This is a genomic window from Syntrophaceae bacterium (genome assembly GCA_013177795.1).
In the GTDB taxonomy this organism is placed as follows: domain Bacteria; phylum Desulfobacterota; class Syntrophia; order Syntrophales; family UBA2192; genus UBA2192.
The window spans coordinates 36,479-57,162 of sequence record JABLXY010000003.1 but is presented as its reverse complement, the minus strand read 5'-3'; the positions used below and the strand labels follow the sequence as shown (position 1 = coordinate 57,162).

The window sequence follows — 20,684 nt, the reverse complement described above, 5'->3', positions numbered from 1 at the left end:
CGGGGCGGAGAGACTGCGGTTTTGGAGATCAAGCGGCCCGGTACAGCTTTTCGAGTTCGTCCCAGAAGCCGGGGAAGGATTTCCCCACGCAGCCGGGGTTGCGGATCCGCATGCCCGGTGCCACGAGCCCCAGCACGGCGAAGCTCATGGCGATCCGGTGATCGTTGTAGGTCTCGATCTCCGCCCCCCGGGGCGTCCCGCCCGTGACGACGAGGCCGTCCTCGAGCTCCTCGGCGCGTATGCCCGTCTTCGAAAGCTCGCTGACGAGGACCGCCAGGCGATTGCTCTCCTTGAGACGCAGGTGCGGCACGTTGCGGATGAACGTCCTTCCCGGCCGCAGGGCCGCCAGAACGGCCATCGTCGGGACCATGTCGGGGATGTCCTCCATGGAGGCCGTGAAATCGCCGGGCGCGAGTCTCCCGCCCGACACCTCGATCCACTGGTCCGTGGCCGCAACGCCGCAGCCGAGCTCCTTGAGGAACCGGAGGAAGCGCACGTCCCCCTGGTGGGTCCAGAAGTTCGTGTTCGCCACGCGGACCGTTCCGCCGCAGAGGGCCGCGGCGAGGAAGAAATAGGACGCGCTCGACAGGTCCCCTTCCACGAGATACCGGCAGGACCGGTAGCGCTGGCCGCTGCGCACGGTGAAGAGGGCCTCGGATCTCTTCTCCACGGCGACGCCGAAGGCCTTCATCGTCGCGAGGGTCATCTCCACGTAGGGCCGCGAGACGGCGGAGCCGCGGATCTCGACCTCCACGTCCCCCGCGGCGTAGGGGGCCGCCAGCAGGATCGAGGAGACGTACTGGCTGCTCTCGATGTCCTGGAAGACGGCACGCCCGCCGTGCATGGTGCCTCCGCGGATCGTGACCGGGGGATAGCCCGGGACGTTGCGGCATTCGCTGGACACGCCGAGGCTGCCCATCGCGTCGAGCAGCGGCTTCAGGGGCCGCTCGCAGAGCCTTGCATCCCCCGTAAGCGTGGTGTCGCCGGACCCGATGGCCGCAACGCCGGCGAGAAACCGCATGGCCGTCCCGTTGCTGCCCAGGTAGAGCTCCCGGCCGGGGTTCGCGATGCGGCCCCCCGTGCCCGTGACGATCACGTCGGGGCCGGAGTTGACGATCTGCGCGCCCAGCAGGCGCAGCGCCCCGACGAGGTGACCCGTGTCCTCCGCGATCAGCGCATTGCGCAGCAGCGACGTCCCCTCGGCAAGCGACGCCGCGACGAGGGCGCGCTGGGTGAAGCTCTTCGAGCCGGGGACCTGCACCGCGGCCTTCACAGCCGCCAGCGGCCTGATTTCCTTCACGTCGATCATCGCCTCTCCCCCATAGCTCCCTTTCACGTTTCTCTTTGCCCTTCACCCCGGGCCCGGTTTTGCGCCAGGGTCGTCCGCACCACGCGCATCATCAGCTCGACCGGGGGCTCGAGCCCCGTCCAGGTGCGGATCTGCTCCGCCCCCTGGCGGACGAACATGGCGAGCCCCGTGACGACACCGCATCCCGCGGCGCGGGCCTCCCGGAGCAGGCGCGTCTCGAGGGGGTTGTAGATCGTCTCCACGACCCACTCGAAACGGGCCAGGTGACGCCCGTCCACGGGGGATTCCCCCGTGTCGGGGTGCATCCCGACGGGGGTCGCATTGATCAGGACATCCGCCTCCGTCCTCCCCAGACCGGCCAGCGGCCGTGTCTCGCACGAAAACCACCTGGCGAGGGACTCGGCCCTGTCGCGGCTCCGGTTGAAGACGATCGGGGTCCCCCCCGCCCGGAGGATCGCGTAGACGGCGGCCCGCGCGGCGCCGCCCGCGCCCAGCACGGCGACCGTCCTTCCCGCCAGGGGAAAATGCTCCTGCATGGCGGCCAAGAGGCCCGTCCAGTCCGTGTTCGAGCCCTTGAGCCAGCCGCGTTTGTTGGTCACGGTGTTGACGGCCCCGATGGCCCGGGCGTCGTCGTCCACCTCGTCGAGGAAGGCCATGATGGCCCCCTTCAGAGGCAGGGTCACGCTCACGCCGTCGAGCGGACGCTCGCGGATCATCCGGACCGCGAGCTCCAGGTTCTCGACGCGGTGGGACTCGTAGTCCGCGCGGACCCCCATGGACCCGAAGGCCGCGTTGATCATCAGGGGCGAGAGGCTGTGCCCCACGGGGTTCCCGAAAAGTGCGAAGTGTCTCATTCCTGTTGCCATGGCGGCCCTCACGACTGCAGCATCCCCAGGATGGTTCTCATCTCCCTGACCGTCAACTGCCCCGGCGCCGAAGCGGCTCCCTTCTCGAGGCTCGCGTAGCTCCAGCAGGACCCGAGAAGCGGGGCCGCCACCCGGCTCAGGCGCCCCTGTTCGCCCATGCAGAAGGCGACGAGGTCCTGTCCCATCTCCCGGGCCTGCGGCAGGAGCCCCAGGACCCGGAGGTTGTCCTCCGCGCGGGTCGCAAGGGTCACGATCTTCACGACGTCGGCCCCGAGGGCCCGGCAGGCCCTCAGCCTTGCGGCCAGCGCCTTTGCGGAGGGCGTGCCCGCCAGGTCGTGGTGCGACACGATGAGCCCCGTCCTTCCGCCCCGGGACCGGACCGCATCGGCAAGCCTCCCCACGGCCTTTGCGCCCGTGCGCTGCTCGACGTCCACGAATCGGGCCCCCAGCTCGACGGCCTCGTGGAGCAGCTCCAGGCGGCGGGTCTCGCAGCTCGTGAAGAAGCCGCCCTCGTCGCGCCGGCGGTTCGTCACGACGATCCGTTCCCTTCCGGCATACAGCAGCATCGGGAGCTCCGGCTTTTCGATCCGGTCGATCCGCAGCTCGACGAGCTCGGCCAGGGGCAGGGCCCGTCCCAGCAGCGACAGGGCCTCCTCGTTGGTCGCGGGCACGACGGAGATGCAGATCATGAGGGCTCCACCTCCCGGGGGTACGACCCCAGCACCTTCAAAAAGGCCGTCTTGCGCCTGAGCTTGCGCAGGCTGTCCCTCACGGCCCGGTCCTCCGCGTGCCCCTCGAGGTCGACGAAGAACAGGTACTGCCACATCCGGTCCCGCGCCGGGTGGGACTCGATGCGCAGCAGGTTGATCCCCGCCGCCGCGAAGGGCCCCAGGGCCGCGTGCAGCGCCCCGGGCCGGTGCTGCGTCGAGAAGAGGACGGAAGTCTTGTCCCGGCCCGTCGGCCCGTTGGAGCCCGTCCCGATGACGATGAAGCGCGTCGTGTTGGCCGGGTGGTCCTCGATGCCCGCCTCGACGACGGGAAGACCGTGGATTTCCGAGGCCAGGCGGCTCGCGATGGCCGCCCCCTGCCGGTCGCCGCGCGCCTGCAGCACGGCCGCCGAGGTGCTCTCCGTCTCGACGGGGACGGCCAGGGGCAGGTGCCGCGCCAGCCACTGCCGGCACTGGGCCAGCGCCTGGGGGTGAGAGTAGACCCTGCGGATCCTCCCGCGGGGCACCTTTGCCAGCAGGCAATGGGAGATGCGCAGGCAGATCTCGCCGCGGATCGAGAGGGGCGTCGAGATGAGCCGCTCGAGGGTGGTCCGCACGGGCCCCTCCACGGAGTTCTCCAGGGGGACGACACCCAGGTTGCACCGCTGTTTCTCCACCGCGTCGAAGACGGCGCCGATCGTCACCTGCGGCGCCATGCGCGTGCTCCGCCCGAAGCGCTCGAGGGCCGCCAGGTGGGCGAAGGACCCCTCCGGGCCCAGGCAGGCCACCGCGAGGGGCGCCTGCAGGGCGCGCGAGGCCGACAGGATCTCGCGCCAGATGTTCCGCAGGGCTTCCGCGGACAGCGGTCCCTCGCCCAGTGACGCGACCCCATCGAGGACCCTGCGCTCCTGCACCGGGTCGAAGACGCCGAGCCCGGCGTCGGCCTTGATCCGGCCCATCTCGACGGAGAGCCGGGCCCGGTCGTTCAGGAGCATCACGAGCCGTCGGTCCGTGTCCCGGATCCCGCGCCGGATGTGTTCGATGTCCCTTCGTTTCATGACCGCATCGCCTCGACCGTCTCCCGCACCGTGTCGAGCGGCACGCCTCCGTTGACGAAGGGCATGCCGGGTTTCTTGAGCAGGACGAAGTGGATCCGCCCGTTCACCTTCTTCTTGTCCTTCTCCATCCGTGCAAGGATCCTGCCCGCGTCGAGCTCCCGGGGGATGCGGCGCGGCAGGCCCACGCGCTCGATGGCCCCCTCGATGCGCGCCCGGTCCTCGGCGCTGAGGTAGCGCAGGCGCTCCGAGATCGCCGCCGCGGCGGCCATGCCCATCGCCACGGCCTCTCCGTGGGAGACGGCGTACCCCGATTCCGCCTCGACGGCGTGGCCGACGGTGTGGCCGAAGTTGAGGATGCGGCGCAGCCCTTTCTCCGTCTCGTCGACCTCGACGATGCCCTTCTTGATGCGGCACGACGAGGACACGACCCGCTCCAGGAGGGCGGGGTCCCGCCCCTGCAGGGCTGCGGCGTTCTCCTCGAGGGTCGCAAGCAGGTCCGGGTCCTCGATGATCCCGTACTTGACGATTTCGGCCAGGCCGCTCGTGAACTCCCTCGCCGGCAGGGTCTCGAGAAAGGACAGGTCGATGAACACGGCCTTGGGCTGGCAAAAGGTCCCGAGCAGGTTCTTCCCGTCCCCGGTGTCCACGCCGGTCTTGCCCCCGATCGAGCTGTCCACCTGCGCCAGCAGCGTCGTGGGGACCTGCACGCAGGCGATGCCCCGCATGTAGATGGAGGCGAGAAACCCCGTCACGTCCCCCACCACGCCGCCGCCCAGGGCGATGAGCCCCGAGGCCCGGTCGGCGCCCCGTTCCAGCAGCTGCGCCGCGAGCCCGAGGCAGGTCGCGACGGTCTTGGCCCCCTCGCCGGGGGGAATCGTCAGGCGCTCGGCCGCGAGCCCCGCGCCGGCCAGCGCCGACAGCACGCGCTCCCCGTGCAGCCCGTCCACGGTCTCGTCGGTGACGACGAACCATCGCCCCGCCCAGTTGCCCTTGGCGAGGATGAGCGCCATGCGGTCGAGGATGCCGCGGCCGATGTGGATGTCGTAGCTTGCGCTCAGGCGCCTGTCGAGGTTCACGCGGATCCGGTTCATGCCTCGCCCCTCACGTCACGCATGGCCTTTTCGAGAATGACCAGGCCCTCCATGAGCTGGTAGAACTTCTCGGGCTTGAGGGACTGCATCCCGTCGCAGACGGCCTTCTCGGGCTCGGGGTGGATCTCGACGATGATCCCGTCGGCGCCGACGGCCACGGCCGCCCGGGCCAGGGGAATCACGTACTTCCAGTGGCCCGCCGCGTGGCTCGGGTCCACGATCACGGGCAGGTGGGAGAGCTGCTTGAGGACGACGACGGCCGAGAGGTCCAGCGTGTTGCGCGTGGCCGTCTCGAAGGTGCGGATCCCGCGCTCACAGAGTATCACGTCGGAGTTGCCCTCGGAGAGGATGTACTCGGCCGACATGAGAAGCTCCTCGATGGTCGTCATCATGCCGCGCTTGAGAAGGGCCGGCTTGCGGGCCTGCCCGACCCGCTTCAGCAGGGCGAAGTTCTGGACGTTGCGGGCGCCGATCTGGAGGATGTCGGCGTAGGCCTCCACGAGGTCCACGTCGGCGGGGTTGACCACCTCCGTCACCACGGGGAGCCCCGTGCGCTCGCGGACCTTCTTGAGAAGCTTGAGGCCCTCTTCCTCGAGGCCCTGGAAGCTGTAGGGCGAGGTGCGGGGCTTGAAGGCGCCGCCGCGCAGGATGTGGGCGCCCGCCTTCTTTGCCACCCAGGCCGATTCCATGAGCTGCTCCTCCGTCTCGACGGCGCAGGGCCCCGCCATGACGGTGAAGGTGCCGTTGCCGATTTCCACGCCGCCCACGCGGACGACCGTGTCTTCCTCCCGGAACTCGCGGCTGGCGAGCTTGTAGGGCTTGAGGATGGGAACGACGCTTTCCACGCCCGGCAGGTGGGCGACGGACTTGATCTGCTCGCGCCCGCGGGCATCCCCCACGGCGCCGATGATCGTTTTTTCCGTCCCGCGGGACAGGTGGGCACGGTAGCCGACCGATTCAATCCACTCGACGACCCGGTCGATCTGCCCGTCCGTTGCGTTTTTCTTCATCACGATGATCATGATCCCTCACCTCCAAATGAAAAAGGCCATGATGGCTGCCGCCCTCATGGCCCGGGGAGAAGAGAAATAAAAAAAGCCATGGGCAGCGTCCTTCGATCTACCCATGGCTTTGGTTTGGCTTATTGCGTGGTGCCTAAGTCCTCCTCAGCGACGGGCAGACCTGTCCGTAATAATAGAAGCTAAACCAGAAGCCGAAATTACGGATGCTCTTGCTGCCCATGACAAAGGGTCCCGTTAAAAATTTGGCACATAAAAACACGTTCGAGTGTTTCTGTCAACTGAATTTTTTCGCCCGCACTCCCGCGCCCCCGGAATCCCCGCACGGCGCGGGCGCCCGGCAAGACTCCTTTCCGCTTGACAACACCCCCCGTTTGGTCTATCGAAGGCTTGCAGGTGAAGGGAAGACGGTGAAAGACCGTCGCGGACCCGCCGCTGTAACCGGGGATGAAAGGCCGATCGCGCCACTGTCCGCAAGGACGGGAAGGCCGGCCCGTAAGACGATCCGGAAGCCAGAAGACCTCCCTGCAGTCCGCTGCAGACCGGACCTCGTGGGAAAGGGACGGGGCTGCATCAGCCACGGGTGAAAAACGGAATCCCTGGACAGATCCTGTCCGGGGATTTTTTGTTGGGTTCTGTTATGGGCCAAGTGATCCTTGTCACCGGCGGCGGGCGAAGCGGAAAAAGCACCTTCGCCCAAAAGCTGGCCGAGTCGATGAACGGAAAAAGGACCTTTATCGCCACCTGCCCCGTCATCGACGACGAGATGGCCGAGCGGGTGCGAAAGCACCGCGAGGCCCGGGCATCGGCGTCCTGGGAGACGATCGAGGAGCCGACCGCGCTGGCTTCTGCGCTCCGGCGCGGCGGCGGCCGTGATGTCTGCCTGGTGGACTGCCTGACGCTCTGGCTCAACAACCTCCTGTACGAGGCCGGGAAAGAGGGGCGCGACCTCACCGAGGAGGAGATCGCCCGGCGCTGCGGGGAGATTCTCGGTGCCTGCCGGGAAAGGCCGGGCGCCGTCATCTTCGTCACCAACGAGGTGGGACTGGGCATCATCCCCGACAACCCCCTGGCCCGGAAATACCGCGACTTGGCCGGCCGGTGCAACCAGGTCATCGCGGCCGGAGCCGACACGGTGGTGCTGATGGTCTCGGGGATCCCGATAACGATCAAGGGACGCCTATAAGGAGGAAACCGCGCAAGTCAGCCGCCCGATCAGAGGAAGCCGGTCAAAAGCCGGCGCTGCCCCGCACCTGTAGGCGGAACGAAATCCACAGCGTGCCACTGTCCCTCGAGCGGACGGGAAGGCGTGGAGAGTAGGAGGCCGCGAGCCAGGAGACTTATCCGGCGGCTTGATAATTCACTCCCGAGGGGGAAAGGAGAATTATCGTATGAGGAGGATCATTCAGTTCGGGGTCTCTTTGCTTCTGCTCTGCGGGATGAGCACTGCCGCTTCCGGCCAGGCGGTGCCGCCCGACAGAGGGTCCGTCCGGATGGACGAGGTGGTCGTCATGGCGACCCGGGACCGGCAGGAAGTCCGCAAGGTGCCCGCCAACGTCACGGTCATCACCGCCGAGGACATCGCCAATTCCGGGGCGACGAACCTGGCCGAGGTTCTCACCGGCTTCGAGGGCGTCTACGTGCGAAGCACGAGCGGCAACGCGGCCCAGGCGGCCGTCGACATGCGCGGCTTCGGCGAGAACGGGTTCGGCCGGACGGCGGTCACGATCGACGGCAGGAAGATCAACCGGCCCGACATGGCCTCCGTCAACTGGCTGGAAATCCCCCTGGGCGAGATCGACCGGATCGAGATCTCCCGTGGGGCTGCGAGCGTCCTCTACGGCGATGCGGCCATCGCCGGGACGATCAACATCGTCACCCGGCGGGGCGAGGGGCCGCCGAAGGTGGATGTCGGGTTCATCGGCGGCAGTTTCGGCTCCCACAACGAGCGGGCGACGGCGAAGGGATCGGTTGACAGGTTCTACTATGCCGTCAACGGCGAGAACCTGCACACCGACGGATACCGGGACCGCTCCAAGTTCACCTCCAGCAGCGGCCGGGTCAATCTCGGCTACGCCTTCAGCGAGCGGTTCGACGTGTCGCTCGGCACGACCCTCAACCGGACCGACTACCAGCTGCCCGGATATCTCACCCGGGCCCAGCTCGAGCAGGACCGCCGCCAGGCACAGCCCGGGGTGCAGAACGACGACGCCCGCAACGACTCGATGAGCACGAACCTCCTCATCAAGACGGCCCTGGGAGAGTACGGCCGGTTCGATCTCAACCTGATCTGGGGCACCCGCGAGGTGACCACGAAGTGGGATTCCTTCCTGTCCTACTCGATCGTGAACATCGACACCGTCGGCGCCTCGCCGAAATACGTCCTCGACAGAAAGCTCTTCGGCCGCGACAACAAGCTCACGCTCGGCGTCGACTTCTACCGCGATCAGTTCGACAAGGACGCCTACGCCGATGCCCGGTTCGCCGCGAAGAACAACACGGCGGAGATCGAGAGAAAATCGCTGGGCGGCTACATCCGGAACGATTTCAGCGTCCTGCCGGAGTTGATCCTGACCCTCGGGGCCCGCATGGAGCGGGTCGAGATCGACGGCAAATTCACGGACCTTCTCGCCGCGGCGACCGTCTTCGACTCGGAGAAGATCCACAAGGGCGAGGCCTACGAGGCGGCGCTGACCTATCTGTTCGGCGAGCGCTCCAAGGCCTTCGTCAAGTACGGACGGGTCTTCCGGATCCCCTTCCTCGATGAGCAGGCCTCCTACTATGGCTTCGGGACGGACGCCTTCTACACGGACCTCGAGAAGGAGACGGGAAACAGCTACGAGGCGGGCGTCGTCCTGTATCCGATGAAGGACCTGAAGCTGGCGGCGACCGTCTACCGCATCGACATGGAGGACGAAATCAAGTACGTCCTCGACCCGGTCACGTTCATCGGCAGAAACGTGAACCTGGACAAGACGCGCCACGACGGCCTTGAGCTGTCGATGGCCTACGAGCTGAAGAAATGGTTCCGCCTCACGGCGAACTACACCCTGCAGGACGTCACGTTCCGCGCGGGGGCCAACGCGGGCAAGGATGTGCCCCTCGTCCCGGCGCACATGGCCAACGGCGCCCTCGAGATCTTCCTGCCCTGGAACCTGACCCTGAGGCCCGAGATCCGCTACGTCGGCAGCCAGTATCTCGGCCAGGACGACGACAACAGCTCTCCGAAGCTCGACAGCTACACGCTCTACAACCTGTACCTGACGTGGAAGCCGACCTTCGCCGGGTACCGGCTCACCGCCTTTGCCGGCGTCGAGAACATCGGGGACGAGAAATTCTCTTCCTACGCTTTCGAATCGCCCTGGCTGCCCGGGGGTGCGGCGTTCTACCCGGTCGCCGGCATCAGTTACCGGGCGGGGCTGACGCTACATTTCTAAAGGTCCCGGAGGCGAACCGGATGTGCTGAGACGTTTCTCTCTGTTCCTTCTTGTCTGGGGGGTCCTCTGCGGTACGGCGTCCGCGGCGCCGCCGCAGAGGATCGTCTCCCTCGCCCCCAACCTCACGGAGATCCTCTATGACATCGGCCTCGGCCCGCGGGTCGTCGCGGTAACGGATTACTGCGATTACCCCGCAGAGGCGCGGGGCAAGCCGAAAATCGGGGGGTTCTCGACGCCCTCGCTGGAGGCGGTGGTGGCCATGAAGCCTGACGTGGTCGTCATGACGAAGGACGGCAACCCGCCGGAATTCGGCCGCCGCCTGCAGAAGCTCGGCATCCGGACCCACCTGTTCGAGGCGCGACGTCTCGAGGAACTCCCCCAAGGCATCCGGGACATGGGCGCGGCTCTCGATGCCGCGCAGGCGGCGAACAGGCGGGCCGAACGGATCGAGAAATCGCTTCGTCAATATGAGACCCGGGCGAAGGGGAAGGCCGATCCGGCGATCCGCAGCGTCCTGTTCATCGTCCAGCCCGAGCCCCCGCTGGTCGTCGGGCCCGGGACGCTGATCGACGACATCTTCCGGCTGCTCGGCCTGCGGAACCTGGCCGCGGAGGCGGCTGTCGAATACCCGCGCTATTCCGTCGAAACGATCATCACCGGGGCCCCGGACATGATCCTCATGGGGCTCATGGGCAACGCGACCCGTGAGGAGGCCGAACGCCAGGCAAGGGGCCTGTTCAGGAAGCTCGAACACCTGGAGGCCGTCAGGAAGGGACGGGTCTGCTACACGAGCGACGTCGTCTTCCGGCTCGGGCCGAGGATCGTCGACGGCATCCGGGAGATCGCCGCCTGCACGGGCCGGCTCTAGGGCCCGGCGGGCCTCGAAATAGCGCTTGACGCGTAGGGCGGCCTTTTCTATAGTGAATTGCGGGCCGTTCGGTTCTCGAACGGTCCACGATCGGTTCGTTGAAAAGGGATGTTGAGAAAGACCGCATCCGGGCTGCTCGAGAAGCCCTGGATGCAAGGCCTCCGAATTCCCGGGGACCGGGGATGACCCGGTCGTGCAGGCCGCAGGGATGAGGGAACGCCGCAGACGGGTCTTTGTCAACAGCCCGAGCAGGGGATGGACGTGTGGAAGAGGGGTGAAAACCCCCCGCTGCCCCGCAGCCGTGATGGGAGCGAAAGCCTCATAACCACTGTCATGGGTCGGCCATGATGGGAAGGGAGGCCGGTAGATGGCCCTAAGCCGGAAGACCTGTCCATCTCGATTTCCTCGCGGGGGGAAACATGTCTTCGCCGTTTCTGATTGCTTTCCTATTCGTCCCGGTGCTGGCCGCCGTCTTCGCCGGCAGCGCAGCATCCCCCCCGGCCGTGACCGTTCCCAGGGTCCTGAAAACCTGCCTGGCCCTGACCGCCCTGGTGGTCGCCGTATCCGTTCTGTCCCTGCTGGCCGGCGCATCGGACATCAACGCCCTCCTTGCCCTGAAGGCGCTTATCCTGAAGGGGAGGGAGGGGCTCGCGTCGCTCGATGAGGCGGAGAGGACGATCCTTTTTTCCATCCGGCTGCCGCGGATCGCCTTCGCCTGCGTCATCGGCGCCTCGCTCTCCATGGCGGGGGTCGTGTTCCAGGCCCTGCTTCGAAACCCCCTGGCCGAGCCTTACATCCTGGGCATTTCGGGGGGCGCGGCGGTCGGCGCCATCCTGGGGATTTTAATCGGCGCATCGCTCGTCCCCATGGGCGTGCCCGGGCTCGCATTCCTCGGGGCGCTCCTTTCCGTCGCCGTCGTCTTCGGGATCGCCCGAACCGGCCGGACGCTCTCGTCCAACACGCTTCTTCTGGCCGGTGTCATCCTGAACGCCTTCTTCTCGTCCGTCATCATGCTGATCCTCAGCAGCACGACGCTCAGCAGCGATATCTTCTCGACGCACCGGATCCTGTTCTGGCTCATGGGGGACCTGGGGGTGGCCGAGGGCCGCGACATCCTGTTCAGCGGTATCCTGTTCCTGGGCGGATTCGGCGTGATCTACTCCTTCGCGCGGGCACTCAACCTGATGGTCCTGGGCGAGGAGACGGCGATGCAGCTCGGGGTCAACGTGGAACGGACGAAGAAAATCCTGTTCCTGGCGGCCTCGCTGGCGACGGCGGGCGCCGTCGCGGCAAGCGGCACGATCGGGTTCGTCGGTCTCATCATCCCGCATCTGATGCGGATGCTCCTGGGTTCGGATCACCGTCTGCTGATCCCCGCCTCCGCCCTCTTCGGGGCGGCGTTCATGGTATCGGCGGACACGATCGCCCGCACGGTCACAGCCCCCGCGGAGCTGCCCGTCGGCGTGATCACCGCCCTCTGCGGGGCGCCCTATTTCATTCATCTCCTGCGCAAGAGGGCGGTTTGACGCATGGCAGTCATCAGGGCCGACCACATGGGGTTTCGATACGGCAGCAACGGCTGGGTTCTCCGGGACATCAGCCTCGAGGTCCAGCAGGGCGATTTCATCGGGATCATCGGGCCCAACGGCTCGGGCAAGACCACCCTGCTGCGGTTGCTCGACGGGCTCCTGATCCCCCAGGAGGGGTGCGTCCATCTCGACGGCATCCCCGTCGGCAGGATGAAGCGCGATGCCGTGGCCCGGACCATCGCCGTCGTGCCACAGGACTCGACGATGGTGTTTCCCTTCACCGTCCACGAGGTCGTCCTGATGGGCAGGGCCCCCCACCTGAGGCGCTGGGAATTCGAGCGGGAGAGGGACCTGCAGATCGTCCGCAGGGCCATGGAGCGGACCGACACGGCCGCCCTCGCGAACCGGAGCATGAACGCCCTGAGCGGCGGCGAACGGCAGAGGGTGCTCATCGCCAGGGCCCTGGCCCAGGAGCCGAAAGTCATGCTGCTGGACGAGCCGACGGCCTTCCTGGATATCCGGCACCAGGTGGAGTTCTTCGACCTGATCAAGACCCTGAACCGCGAGCAGCGGCTCTCCGTCCTTGCCGTGACGCACGACGTCAACCTGGCCGCCCTGTACTGCGACCGGATCGTGTTGCTGCACGGCGGCGCGATCCACAGCATGGGACGGCCGGGGGAGGTCATCACGGCGGAAAACATCCGGGAGGTCTACGGCATCGAGGTGATCGTCGAGAAAAACGCCCTGACAGGCCTGCCGCAGATCACGCCCCTGAGCGAGGAATACCGCGCGGCGATGAGTGCCGCCTGATGCAGGGCGGGGGCGAAGATCGGCCTCCGAAGGATCGGGACATGGTCGGCATCCTCAACAACAGGAACTCATTCCGGTCAGCCGTGCTGGCATCGGCGATCCTGCATGCCGTCGTGATCGCGGCGGTCCTGGCCACGGCGGTCAACACGGCCCCCAGGCTGCTCACGGGCGATGGGGACGGGATTCTCCACGTCTCTCTCGTCTCCGGGCCCGGCACAGGGGGAGAGCATGCGGCCCCGGTTTCCGCCCGGCCTCCGAGGCAGGTCCCTGTCCGGGAGTTGAGCATGCCTGCCGCTGCAGTGCAGGAGACCCGCCCGGAAACCGTCACCCGCGAGGAGGGGCGGATCGAACTCGCGTCCGTCGGCATCCCGGAGGCCGGCATGCTCTCGGCAAAGGCCTCCCGCGCCGGTGCGGAGACCGCCGGCGGCGGATCTGCCGCAAGCACGGCGGCAGGGGGCAGCCCGTCCGGCGTCGGCGACAGCAAGGGGGGCGACGTGACCATCGCCTGGCCGCGCTACGGCGAAAACGCCCGTCCGCACTACCCGGAAGCGGCCCGGATGAGAGGCTACGAGGGCGTGGTCCTTCTGTCGGCGGAGGTCCGCGCCGACGGCCGCGTGGGGGAGGTGCGAATCCTGAAGTCCTGCGGGTACGACATGCTCGACCGCTCCGCCCTCGACGCCGTGCGGCGATGGAAATTCGAGCCGGGCAGGCGAATGGGGGTCCCCGTGGCCATGTGGGTCGACGTGCCCGTCCGCTTCGTCCTGAGAGACTGAGCCAAGCCCCGCCGGCTCGAACCCGCCCGATCACCCGCCGTTACAGAATGGAGACATGACGAAATGGGTCTGTTGACCGAAACCGTGCAGAGGATCTCACCCCAGGATGCCGACGCCCGAAGGCGCGCCCGCGCGCGGCTCGAGCAGCTCACGATGCCGCACTGGGCCCTGGGGCGCCTGATGAACCTCGCCGAGGACCTGGCGGGGATGACGGGCTCGCTCGATCCTCCCGTGCAGGAGAAGGCCGTGGTCGTGATGGCGGGCGATCACGGGGTCGTCGCCGAAGGGGTGAGCAAGTACCCAAGCGAGGTGACGCCCCAGATGGTCCTGAACTTCGTCCGCGGCGGCGCGGGCATCAACGCCCTCGCGCGGCAGGCGGGCGCCCGCGTCGTCGTGGTGGACATGGGGGTTGCGGCCGACCTGTCGGCCCTGGCCGCATCGGGGAAGATCCTCTCGCGGCGGGTCGGCGCAGGGACGAAGAACATCGCCCGGGGAGCCGCCATGAGCCGCCCGGAGGCGCTCGCGGCGGTGGAGGCGGGGATTGCCGTGGCCCTCGAGCTCGCGCCGTCGACGGACGTGTTCGGCACGGGCGACATGGGAATCGGGAACACGACCCCTTCCAGCGCCGTCGTGGCCGTGATGAGCGGCGCCCCCGTCCGGGAAGTCACGGGACGGGGGACGGGAATCGACGACGAGCAGCTGGAGCACAAGATCGAGGTCATCCAGCGGGCCATCGACGTGAACCGCCCGGACCCGAGGGACGGACTTGACGTGCTCTCGAAGGTGGGCGGGTTCGAAATCGGCGGCATCGCCGGCCTCATCCTGGGCTGCGCCTCGCTGCGCAGGCCCGTCCTGGTGGACGGCTTCATCTCCACGGCCGGGGCGCTGATCGCCCAGCGTCTCTGCCCCACGGCAGGCGACTACATGATCGCCGCGCACCGCAGCGTCGAGCGGGGGCATCGCGTGGCCCTGGCGGCTTTGGGGAAGGAGCCCCTTCTGGACCTGGACATGCGCCTCGGCGAAGGCACGGGCGCAGCCCTGGCGATGAACCTCGTCGAGGCGGCCGTCGCTGTTCTCACGGAGGTGGCCACGTTCGAGGAGGCGTCGGTTTCAAAGGCGGACCGGTGAAACCCCTTATTGCGGCCCTGCAGTTTCTGACGGTCATCCCCGTGCCGGCCTCATGGGGCGGCGGACAGGGTGACCTCCGGCGAAGCGTCTGGTTTTTCCCCGTCGTGGGACTCATCCTGGGAGGGCTGCTCGCCGCCCTCGATGCGGGCCTGGCAGGCCTGCTGCCCGTGCTCCCGGCCAGCGCCATCGTCGTCCTTGCGTCCATCCTGCTCACGGGCGGCTTTCACGTGGACGGGCTTGCCGACACGGCCGACGGGTTCATGAGTTCGCGGCCGAGGGAGCGCATCCTCGAAATCATGAAAGACAGCCGGACGGGACCCATGGGGGTCGCGGCCGTCGTCTCCGTCGTCATCCTCAAGGTCACCCTCCTGTCGGCCGTCACCGGTCCGCTCCGCGGCCCTGCCATCGTCCTGATGGCCGTGGCGGGGCGCACCGCCATGGTCATGGTGATGTCGCTTCTCCCCTACGCGCGACAGGAAGGCCTGGCGGGGGTTTTCACGCGGGAGCGCAGCATTCTCCGGGCGGGCTGGGGCCTTGCTTTTCTCTTCGCTGCCTGCTGGTTGCTGGCGGGGCCGGCGGGCACCCTCGCGGGGTTCGCCGCGCTTGCGGGGACGGTCCTCGCCGGCGCCGCAAGCCGGGGCAAGATCGGCGGCTTCACCGGGGATACCCTGGGGGCGACCTGCGAGATCGTGGAGATCATGCCGCTGCTTGCCGCGGCCATGTGGGTCCAGCGGGGCCTTGCGCCTTGAGGCAAGGCACCGGTTCGGCGGATCGTGTGACTGCAGCGAACCGCGCCGTGCTGCATGAAGTGGAGTCGATCGCGGTTCCTTGACAGGCTGCCCCGCCAGTGATAATCAGACCTGAAGCGTTCAGGTGCCCCCGTGAGGGGAGAATAGGGAAGGTGGTCAGAATCCACCACATTGTGGCCGGTGCTGTGGTCCCCGCATCAGTGAACGGCTGATGCCGCGGCGCTGTCACGAAGCCCCGGGTAACCGGGTGAAAAGCCACTGGCCCTGACGGGCCGGGAAGGCGAGTGGCAGCCGGGAGAGTCAGAAGACCTGCCTGAGCGCACACGGGACGGCGAAGCCAGAAGCCGCCCGGAGCACGTTGCGACGTGTTTCGGGCGGCTTTTATTTTGGAGGACCTCATGAAAGCGGCCCTGCTGCAAGAGATCGGACGGCTGGATGTCGCCGACCTTCCTGCGCCCGAACTGCCCCGGGGCGGCGTGCTCGTGCGCATCGAGGCGGCTGCGGTCTGCCGCAGCGACATCAAGATGGTCCGCCGGGGGCAGAAGGACCTGGTGCTGCCGCGCATTCTCGGCCACGAGGCCGCAGGCACGATTCTCGCCAGCGACCACCCGGACTGGAGGGCGGGGACGCCGGTCGCCCTCTACCCGGGGCGATTCTGCGGGCGCTGCCCGGCCTGCCGTTCGGGCAGGCAGACCCGTTGCCCGGAGCTTCGGATTTTCGGCTTCAACGAAGACGGGTTCTTCCGCAGCTGCGTCCCCTTCCCGGAGGAGGCCCTGCCTTCCCTGGTTCGACGTCCCGGCGGCCTCACGGCTCGGAAGGCGGCGCTGGCCGAGCCGCTCGCCTGCTGCATCAGCGCGCTGGGGCGTTTTGCCGACCTGCAGAGGGGAACGGCTCTCGTCATCGGGGCGGGCGCTGTCGGAAGCCTCTTTGCGGCCCTTCTGCTGGCTCAGGGATGGGACCGCGTCCTCGTCGCCGACCGGAACCGGCGGAGGCTCGAGCAGGGATTGCCGCCGGGCGTCACCGCCCTGCACGCCGCGGCGGACACGATCCTTTCCGTGCTGCAGCAGCTATCCATCCGCCTCGACCTCGTCGTCCCCGCCTGCCCCGATGGGCTGGCCTGGCCCCTCTGGGAAGCCATGAACCCGGGCGGCGGCGTGTCGTTCTTTTCAGGGATGGAGACGGATGCGCGCGCTGTCATCGAGTCAAACCGCATCCACTACGGGGAGTTGACCCTGGCGGGCTCCTACGGCTGCCGGCTCGACGATTTCACCCGGGCCCTGGGGCTCATCGCATCGGGCAAAATCGACCTGGAATGCCTTAAGCCTGAAGGGATCGCCCTCGACGGCATTGCGGCGGGCATGGAACGTCTCGAGGCCGGCGTGGCGAAGAAACTGTTGATCACCGAATTCTGATGTTTCCGTCCTCAGGAGGTCTGCAATGCATGAGCACGATTTGAAATCCTTCGGGGCGATCATTACGGCCGTGATGGCCCGGCGGCATCTTTCCCGGGACGAGGCGAGAACGGTCTTCGCCGAAATCCTGTTCGGGGACCAGCCCGACCTGCAGAAGGGGGCCTTTCTCGCCGCCCTCCGGATGAAGGGAGAGACGGCCGACGAGATAGCGGGCTGTTTCGAGGCGATCTACTACCTCGACACCAACCGCATCCGCGCAGGAGGCGACATCGTGGAGAACTGCGGCACGGGGATGGACACGCTCAAGACCTTCAACGTGAGCACCCTGGCCTCCATCGTGGCCGCCAGCCTCGGGGTGCGGCTTGCACGGCACGGCGCACGGGCCATCACGTCCCGCTGCGGGACCGTGGATCTCTGCGAGGCGCTGGGGGTGGACGTCGAGTGCGACGTCGACACGGTTCACCGCTCCATCGAGGCCTGCGGCCTGGGGCTCTTCAACGGGATGAGCGCACAGGTCCACCCTTCGGGTCTCGGGCGGATCCTGTCGCAGGTGCGTTTCGGCACGACCCTCAACATCGCTGCCTCGCTGGCCAACCCGGCCCTGCCCCGCATCGCCGTCCGGGGGGTCGGGGAAGCCGGGCAGATCGGGCCCACGCTCGATGTCATGGAGAGGATCGGCTACCGCAAGGCCATCCTCTGCCACGGCTGGGACGAGCGGCGCCAACAGGGAATGGATGAGCTCTCCACCCTCGGTCCTTCCGTCATCGGCGTCCTCGACGGCAATGGCGGCAGAAGCCTGTACGAGATGACCCCGGAAGATGCGGGACTGCGCTGCGGCCGCCGCGACGATCTGCGGCCGCGCGACACGGTGCAGGAGGAGGCTGTGGAGGCCGTCAGGCTGCTGGCCGGAAGGGGAAACCCTTCGAGAACGGACATCGTGGCCCTCAATGCCGGCGCGGTCCTCTGGATTGCAGGCCGTGCGGAATCGCTACGGCAGGGAACGGCGGCGGCGCTGCGTCAAATCGCAAGCGGTGCCCCCCTGCAGAAGCTCCGGGATTGGGTGCGGCGGCAAAACCGCGATGCGGAGAGCGGCCTTCGGACCCTTTCGTCCATCGCCTCGGCGGCGGGCCTGACCCTCTAGGGAAGTCTTTGCCCGTCCGGGACGTATTCCGACAGGACCCGAAGGGATTCGTCCAGGTCCGCCTGGCCGAAGACCTCCAGCGTCACGACCCTGGGAAGCCCGCAGCCGTTCAGGAAGCCCAGCAGCCGCTCAAGGACCTGCCGGTCATCGCCGCCCAGGCTTCTGTGATCCCTGCCGTCCCGGACCCCGTGGAGGTGGACGACCCGGACCCTCTTTCCGTACCGATCCAGGAATTCGTCCAGACTATGGCCATAAATCGCCAGGTGTCCCACGTCGAGGCAGACAGAAAGCCCCTTTTCCTCGATGAGCCCCCCCAGCGGGTCGAAGGCGGGACGCAGATTCTCCAGGCAGAGTCGCTCCGGCGAAATGCCCGTGTCCAACAGGCGGTCGAGCGAGTCGGACAGGCGCTCCATCCAATCGCCGGAAGGGCCGCCGGGGCCGAAGTGCTGCCACTCGCAGAATGGATGGAGGATCCAGGCGAATGGCTCCAGGACGAGGCTCTTCTCGATGACACGAGCCATGCTCGACACGTTGTCGCTCCGGACGGCATCGTCACCCGCCCCGAGGTCCAGGTCGTAGGGCAAGTGAACCGTGAGCGAAAGGGCGTCGCGGTCGGCGATGCGCCGGATCTCCCGCATCACGGCAGGACCCGGCAGGGCCTCGTCGGAAGGGTCCGTGAAAAGCATCTCGATGTCGTCGACCACGGGGGCGAGATGGAGCACGTTGGGCAGGTAGTCGTCGGGCAGGATGAAGGACGTCGTCCCCAGGCGAAACGGGAATCGGTTCTTCAGCACGGGCGGCTCAGGGTTCATGGCGTCCCATCGTCGTTGATTGCAGCTCCGCAAACGCAGCACCCCGGCACGCATCCGCCCGAGCGCAACATGATCCTAGGCCAGGACGGCCCTGCCCGTCAACAGCGGCATTTTGGCGTCTGGTCATGGACTTAAAGGCCGACATGGAGCGATAGAACTTGCCTTGAAAACCGGGCGCCCGACCGGGGCATGGCATATCAGTCATGAAAAACCCCCGCTCCGTCGCCTTGCGGAGAGGGGGTTTCCATTGGAGGACCTTCTGCGGTCTGTCTCGTCTGTTTCGTCTGTCGCGGGTTTCGTTTCCCTCGGCTCCCCGGGCCTCTAGCCCCGAGCCTTCTTCTCCCTGCCCACACGGTCCCAGGCATCCTTGTAGAGCCGACCGATGCACAGCAGAAGCGCCAGGAAGAACAGCCCCAGCATGAACGTCGGCGGCGTCCGCAGCATCTCGTCCAGCAGGTACCCCATGTACAGCGCCAGCATCGAGGCAATCACGATCGCAAACCCCCAAGAACCGATCACCAGGATGTGCGAGAAGTCGATCTGCCGAACTCTTGCCTTCGCCTGCGCTGCCATGGCCCCTGCCTCCTGTCTCGCGCTCGGGACTCGGTCCCTCTTTTGCCTTGCGCCTGCTGCTTCCTGAAGACTGACGCCTGATGCCTAGTGCCTGTCTCTTACAGCAGATTCTTGATCGCCTCGGCCACCGGGCTCGTGAAGAGCGCCACCAGCGCCGCGTACATCGCAAAGCTGCCCACCGCCTCGCTGAGGTAGAGCTTCTCGTACTTCTGCTTGAGCGATACGATCGTCATGCCGCCCACGATCAGGGCCCCCAGGTGGAAGTAGGGGAAGTTGCCCGCCCCGGCTGCCGCGTACTCGGCGAAGGCAAATCCGGCGGTGATCAGAACGACGACGGCGGAAAGAATCAGGGTGGAAAGCGTCTTTTTCATGGTCAGGTCCTCCTCGGTGTTTTTGTGTTCTTGCCCACCCATATTGGAAAGAGCGTGCCAACGTGAAAGGAAGACGGCAGATAATCTGCAACTCATTGAATCGATTACAATATCGATCATGACCCGGCGTGCTCGTCACTGCCCGGGAGGCCGGCGACAGGGGGTTTTCTTGAAAGAAACGTTCAACGGCGGTGAACAAAGCGATCAATGCGTTCCTTCGCCCGCATACAACCGGATCAAGAGCAGTATGGCGCCATAGGCATACCTCCTATGGTCCTCTCAGACGCCCTCTGCCCTTCGAAAGTCAGGCTTTCCTACCCAAGATTCAGACCGCCGCCGATTTTCCGGAAACGAAAAAACCGTATATTGGGGGTGACGAAAGGGAACAAGACATGATGACGCGGATTCAGACGACGGCACATGACAGGGTTACCAGAGACCCCCGGATCAACCTGATGGGCGAGAGGGTGGACAGGGTGTGGGAGGACCCCATCCTGACTCCCCGCAATGGCATCGTACGCTGACCCCGGGGCTTGCATAAACACTCGAGGAGGTTTGGTCATGAAGGAAAAGGGCAAGAACGCAAAGCTGGACAAGAAGTACTGGACAGACCCGATGAGCTTCCCCGTTTATGCGCCGAAGCGGGGCCGTTAGGGAAAAGGCATGGCGAGGTCGATGCGAGGGGCCGACATGAGGAAGATGCAGAAACCCGAAAGGGGGAAGGTCTACAGGCGTGGCGGCATCTGGTATGACCCCATGTGCTTTCCGGAATTCGAGGGACCGGCCGATAGACTCAAACACGAGCCGTAAAGGAGGCTGCAAGATGAAAAAGACGACGAAGGGAATCAAGAAGGACAAGAAGTTCTGGGCGGACCCCATGTGCTTTCCCGCTTTTGTCGGAAAGTAAACAGGCGGCCAGGGCCGCATTCACATATACAAGATGTTCTCCTTAATGAGGGCCCCTTCCGCGCATCGGTGGGGGCCTTCTGCTTCCCGCAGGCACAGCAGGGCAGGTCACGGACGTGAGGCTG

19 protein-coding genes and 4 riboswitches are annotated in these 20,684 nt (G+C 66.7%); of the genes, 10 read left to right on the top strand and 9 right to left on the bottom strand.

Annotated features, from left to right (window positions below):
- Positions 1-28: 28 nt before the first annotated feature.
- From aroA to aroF, 6 genes are read right to left on the bottom strand one after another with little or no spacing between them, the layout of a single operon-like run.
- Positions 29-1,306, bottom strand: a complete 1,278-nt coding sequence (aroA, locus tag HPY67_10170) for a 3-phosphoshikimate 1-carboxyvinyltransferase (protein NPV05083.1) — start codon at positions 1,304-1,306, stop codon at positions 29-31.
- A 26-nt stretch (positions 1,307-1,332) separates the two neighbouring features.
- Positions 1,333-2,175: a shikimate dehydrogenase gene (locus HPY67_10165; GenBank protein NPV05082.1), complete on the bottom strand. Its 843-nt coding sequence runs from the start codon at positions 2,173-2,175 to the stop codon at positions 1,333-1,335.
- An 8-nt stretch (positions 2,176-2,183) separates the two neighbouring features.
- On the bottom strand, positions 2,184-2,864 hold the full coding sequence (aroD, locus tag HPY67_10160) for a type I 3-dehydroquinate dehydratase (GenBank protein NPV05081.1): 681 nt from the start codon (positions 2,862-2,864) through the stop codon (positions 2,184-2,186).
- Positions 2,861-3,940 (bottom strand): prephenate dehydratase, encoded by a 1,080-nt coding sequence (gene pheA, locus HPY67_10155; protein ID NPV05080.1) that lies wholly within the window; start codon positions 3,938-3,940, stop codon positions 2,861-2,863. Before pheA ends, aroD begins: the two co-directional genes overlap by 4 nt.
- Positions 3,937-5,031 carry a 3-dehydroquinate synthase gene (gene aroB / locus HPY67_10150; protein NPV05079.1) on the bottom strand — a complete coding sequence of 365 codons (1,095 nt, stop codon included), beginning with the start codon at positions 5,029-5,031 and terminating at the stop codon, positions 3,937-3,939. Before aroB ends, pheA begins: the two co-directional genes overlap by 4 nt.
- Positions 5,028-6,053: a 3-deoxy-7-phosphoheptulonate synthase gene (gene aroF, locus HPY67_10145; GenBank protein NPV05078.1), complete on the bottom strand. Its 1,026-nt coding sequence runs from the start codon at positions 6,051-6,053 to the stop codon at positions 5,028-5,030. The genes aroB and aroF overlap by 4 nt, the downstream gene beginning before the upstream one ends.
- A gap of 354 nt (positions 6,054-6,407) precedes the next feature.
- Positions 6,408-6,594, top strand: a riboswitch (cobalamin riboswitch).
- A gap of 96 nt (positions 6,595-6,690) precedes the next feature.
- Here aroF and cobU point away from each other — a divergent pair.
- From cobU to trpD, 10 genes are all read left to right on the top strand, one after another.
- Entirely contained in the window at positions 6,691-7,236 is a 546-nt protein-coding gene (gene cobU, locus HPY67_10140; GenBank protein NPV05077.1) for a bifunctional adenosylcobinamide kinase/adenosylcobinamide-phosphate guanylyltransferase, read from the top strand.
- Between the two features lie 31 nt (positions 7,237-7,267).
- Positions 7,268-7,392, top strand: a riboswitch (cobalamin riboswitch).
- Between the two features lie 49 nt (positions 7,393-7,441).
- Complete coding sequence (locus HPY67_10135; GenBank protein ID NPV05076.1) at positions 7,442-9,487, top strand: TonB-dependent receptor; 2,046 nt, start codon at positions 7,442-7,444, stop codon at positions 9,485-9,487.
- Positions 9,488-9,509: 22 nt separating this feature from the next.
- Positions 9,510-10,355: an ABC transporter substrate-binding protein gene (locus HPY67_10130; protein ID NPV05075.1), complete on the top strand. Its 846-nt coding sequence runs from the start codon at positions 9,510-9,512 to the stop codon at positions 10,353-10,355.
- Positions 10,356-10,620: 265 nt separating this feature from the next.
- Positions 10,621-10,742: riboswitch (cobalamin riboswitch) on the top strand.
- 32 nt (positions 10,743-10,774) lie between these two features.
- Positions 10,775-11,881 carry an iron ABC transporter permease gene (locus HPY67_10125; GenBank protein ID NPV05074.1) on the top strand — a complete coding sequence of 369 codons (1,107 nt, stop codon included), beginning with the start codon at positions 10,775-10,777 and terminating at the stop codon, positions 11,879-11,881.
- Between the two features lie 3 nt (positions 11,882-11,884).
- Positions 11,885-12,694 carry a heme ABC transporter ATP-binding protein gene (locus HPY67_10120; protein ID NPV05073.1) on the top strand — a complete coding sequence of 270 codons (810 nt, stop codon included), beginning with the start codon at positions 11,885-11,887 and terminating at the stop codon, positions 12,692-12,694.
- 41 nt (positions 12,695-12,735) lie between these two features.
- Positions 12,736-13,467, top strand: a complete 732-nt coding sequence (locus HPY67_10115) for a TonB family protein (GenBank protein ID NPV05072.1) — start codon at positions 12,736-12,738, stop codon at positions 13,465-13,467.
- Positions 13,468-13,530: 63 nt separating this feature from the next.
- On the top strand, positions 13,531-14,595 hold the full coding sequence (gene cobT, locus HPY67_10110; GenBank protein NPV05071.1) for a nicotinate-nucleotide--dimethylbenzimidazole phosphoribosyltransferase: 1,065 nt from the start codon (positions 13,531-13,533) through the stop codon (positions 14,593-14,595).
- On the top strand, positions 14,592-15,344 hold the full coding sequence (cobS, locus tag HPY67_10105; protein ID NPV05070.1) for an adenosylcobinamide-GDP ribazoletransferase: 753 nt from the start codon (positions 14,592-14,594) through the stop codon (positions 15,342-15,344). Before cobT ends, cobS begins: the two co-directional genes overlap by 4 nt.
- Positions 15,345-15,449: 105 nt before the next feature.
- Positions 15,450-15,676: riboswitch (cobalamin riboswitch) on the top strand.
- Between the two features lie 66 nt (positions 15,677-15,742).
- The gene (locus HPY67_10100; protein NPV05069.1) at positions 15,743-16,756 is read left to right on the top strand and encodes an alcohol dehydrogenase catalytic domain-containing protein; all 1,014 of its coding nucleotides are present in this window, start codon (positions 15,743-15,745) and stop codon (positions 16,754-16,756) included.
- A 25-nt stretch (positions 16,757-16,781) separates the two neighbouring features.
- The gene (gene trpD / locus HPY67_10095; protein NPV05068.1) at positions 16,782-17,897 is read left to right on the top strand and encodes an anthranilate phosphoribosyltransferase; all 1,116 of its coding nucleotides are present in this window, start codon (positions 16,782-16,784) and stop codon (positions 17,895-17,897) included.
- Here trpD and HPY67_10090 read toward each other — a convergent pair.
- The 3 genes from HPY67_10090 to HPY67_10080 all read right to left on the bottom strand — a co-directional run bounded on the left by HPY67_10090 (position 17,894) and on the right by HPY67_10080 (position 19,653).
- Entirely contained in the window at positions 17,894-18,709 is an 816-nt protein-coding gene (locus HPY67_10090) for a sugar phosphate isomerase/epimerase (GenBank protein NPV05067.1), read from the bottom strand. The genes trpD and HPY67_10090 overlap by 4 nt on opposite strands.
- A gap of 321 nt (positions 18,710-19,030) precedes the next feature.
- Entirely contained in the window at positions 19,031-19,282 is a 252-nt protein-coding gene (locus HPY67_10085) for a hypothetical protein (protein NPV05066.1), read from the bottom strand.
- Between the two features lie 98 nt (positions 19,283-19,380).
- The gene (locus tag HPY67_10080) at positions 19,381-19,653 is read right to left on the bottom strand and encodes a hypothetical protein (protein NPV05065.1); all 273 of its coding nucleotides are present in this window, start codon (positions 19,651-19,653) and stop codon (positions 19,381-19,383) included.
- Positions 19,654-20,684: the final 1,031 nt, after the last annotated feature.